Raw genomic sequence first — 3,098 nt, 5'->3', positions numbered from 1 at the left:
GGTGGCCCGGGGCGAGCCCGCCGCCATGACGGTGACCGTGCGCAACACCGGGCGGCTGCGGGCGGCGAACCTGGTCGCCGAGGACCGCTGCGGCGGCCGGCTGGTCCCGGTCCCGTTGCTGCGGCTGCGGCCCGGGCGGGACACGACCGTCGGCTACGCCGTGCCGACCCACCGCCGTGGGGTGGTGCCGGTCGGGCCGCTGCGGGTGACGCGCCGCGACCCGCTGGGGCTGGTCGCGCTGGCCCGCTCGTACGGGGACGCGGTGCCGGTGTGGGTGCATCCGCGCATTCACCCGCTGCGGGCGGTGCCGACCGGGGCGGGGCGCAGCCTGGACGGGCGCGTCGACAGCGTCCCGCACGGCTCGATCACCTTCGACTCGCTGCGCGAGTACGTGGTCGGCGACGAGCTGCGCCGGGTGCACTGGCGCACCAGCGCCCGGGTGGGCGAGCTGATGGTGCGGGAGAACGTGGACACCAGCCTGCCCCGGCTGGTGGTGGTGCTGGACAACCGGGCGGTAGCGCACCCGGACCGGGCGGACGGGGTGGCCGAGTCGTTCGAGTCGGCGTGCGAGGCGGCCGCGTCGGTGGTGGTCGCCGCGGTCCGGGAGGACCTGCCAGTGAGCCTGCTGCTGGTCGCCCCGGCCGAGGACGACGCCGGTCGCGGCGCCGGGCCGCCGCTGGACCGGCTGGCCGCCGTCGAGTTGAGCGAGGGCGGGCCGGATGTGCTGCGTACCGCGATGAGCCGGCTGCGGCAGGAACGGCTCGGCGACACGCTGGTCTTCCTCACCGGGCCGGGCACGCGCGGCGACCTGGGGCACGTGGGCGCGCTGCGCGGCCCGTACCCGTCGGTGGTGGTGGGGGTGTTCGGCGCGGCCGGGCCGACGCCGGCCGGCGCGGCGGGCCTGACGGTGGTGGACGCCGCCGACGGCGCCGAGTTCGCCGCCGAGTGGGACGGGATCCGCCGATGGTGACGCTCTCTCCCGCACCGCCCGAGGCGGACACGCCCGCCGGCCGGCCGCCGCGGCGGGCCGTGGAACGCGTGCTGCGGGCGGTACCGGTGCCGCTCGCCCTGATCGTGATGATCTCGCTGGCCGGCGTGGTGCTGGGCCGGGTGTACGCCGGGCAGCTGCTGACCCGCCTGATGGTCGGCGCGGCGATCGGCTCGGTGCTGGTCAGCGTCGCCGCCCGCCGACTGCCGTCCTGGCTGGTCGCGCCCCTGTCGGTGGCCGGCCTGGCCGGGTGGACGGTGCTGTCGCTGAAGCTGGCCGCCGACCACGCCGCGCTGCCCGGCGGCCTCGGCGCGGTGGCCGCCGACGCCGCCCGCAACGCCATTCCCCGGCTGCTCACCGCGATGATCCCGGTCGAGCCGGCACCGGACACCGTGCTCGTGCCGCTGGTCGCCGCCTGGCTGACCGGGCTGACCGCCGCCGAGGTGGCGCTGCGCACCGGCCGGGTGCTGCTGGGCTACCTGCCGCCCGCGCTGCTGTACGCGGGCGCGCTCTACGTGGTCGGCCCCAACGCGGACCCGGCGATCGGGCCAACGGTGCTCTTCGCCGCCGTCGCCGCCGCCGGACTGGCGGTGCCGTCCGCCCGGTCGCCGCAGCCAGCGGCGATCGATCCCGCGGCCGGGCTGGCGCCGGCGGTACGCGCGGCGGTACGGCTGCGCCTGTTCGCCGCCGGCGCGGCCGGCGTGGCGGTGGTGGTGGCCGTGGCGGCCCTGCTCGCCCCCGTCGTCGCCGGTCAGGTGCACGACCGCCCGGTAGACCCCCGCCGGTACGTGGAGCCGCCGCAGGTCGAATCCCTCGATGAGAACCCACTGATCCGGATCTCCGGCTGGGCGCTCAACCCCGACCAGCGGCTGCTGAACGTACGGACCGAGGTGGCCGGGACGCCGGGCGCGGTGCCCCGGATCCGGCTGGCCGTGCTCAGCGACTACGACGGGGTGACCTGGCGGGTCGGGGCCACCTACCGCAACGCAGGGCGGATCCTGCCCGCCGCGCAGCCGGCGCCGGGCGCCGACACCGACACGGTCCGCCAGGAGATCACCGTGGCGGACCTGACCGGGCGGCTACTGCCGGCGGTGCCGACCCCGCGCGAGGTGTCCGGCGCCCGGGTGGCGTACGACCCGGCGACCGGGACGCTGATCCGACCCGAGGGGCTGGCCCCCGGGCTGCGGTACACGGTCACCTCGGTGCGAGAGCGGCCGGACGTGAACCTGCTGGCCACGGCGAACGTGCCGGCCGGTGACGCGGTCGCCCGGGTACTGCGGGTGCCCGACGGGGCGCCCGAGCAGCTGCGCCGGCTGGCCGCCCAGCTCGCCGAGGAGAACGGCGCCCCGTACGCCCGGGCCACCGCGATCCAGGACTTCCTCGCCGAGCACTACCGGGTGACCGCGGACGCGCCGAGCGGGCACGCGTACCCGAACCTGGCGTTCTTCCTCTTCGGACCGCGTAACGGCGGCGGGCAGCGGGGCACCTCGGAGCAGTTCGCCGCGGCGTTCGCGGTGCTGGGCAGGCTGGCCGGCCTGCCCACCCGGGTGGTGGTCGGCTTCGAACCCCAGGGCGACGGTCCCGTGCGGGCCGCGGACGCGTACGCCTGGCCGGAGGTGCTCTTCGACGGCGCCGGCTGGGTGCCGTTCGACCCGATGCCCCGGCCGAACGAGGAACCCCGCCCGGTGGAGGAGGACTTCCGGCAGCAGCCGGACAATCCGCCGCCGTCGGAGGTGCCGGAGCCGACCGTGGAGCCCACCGCCACCGCCCCGGTGGAGGCCGCGCCGGCCCGGAAGGGTCGCGGCGGCCCGGGTACGCCGGTGCTGGTCGGCGGCGGTGTTGGCGGCCTGCTGCTGCTGGCCGGGTTGGGGCTGCTGGCCCTGGCGCTGCTGCGCCGCAACCTGACCCGGGCCCGGCTGTACCGGGGTGACCCCGGCGGGCGCATCGCCGGCGCCTGGCGGGAGCTGACCGACGCGCTGCGGCTGTCCGGTCACCCGGCCGGCGACGACCTCGCGGCTGCTCCGGATGGAGGAGTCGCTGCGGGCCCGGGTGGTCGGCCAGTCCGAGGCGGTCGCCGCGGTCTCCGACGCGGTCCGCCGCGCCCGGGCCG

Annotated in this window: 2 protein-coding genes; both read left to right on the top strand. The window is 77.8% G+C overall.

The features are described from left to right. Positions 1–970 (top strand): DUF58 domain-containing protein (locus ACWEVO_RS33690; protein WP_452311461.1); only part of this gene is annotated, 970 nt, incomplete at its 5' end. Positions 971–1,077: 107 nt separating this feature from the next. Next, positions 1,078–3,098: DUF3488 and transglutaminase-like domain-containing protein (locus tag ACWEVO_RS33685; protein WP_452311462.1), on the top strand; the 2,021-nt coding region annotated here is incomplete at its 3' end.

The sequence above is a fragment of the Micromonospora sp. NPDC003776 genome, from assembly GCF_053605645.1.
This window is presented reverse-complemented; position numbering and strand designations above follow the sequence as displayed.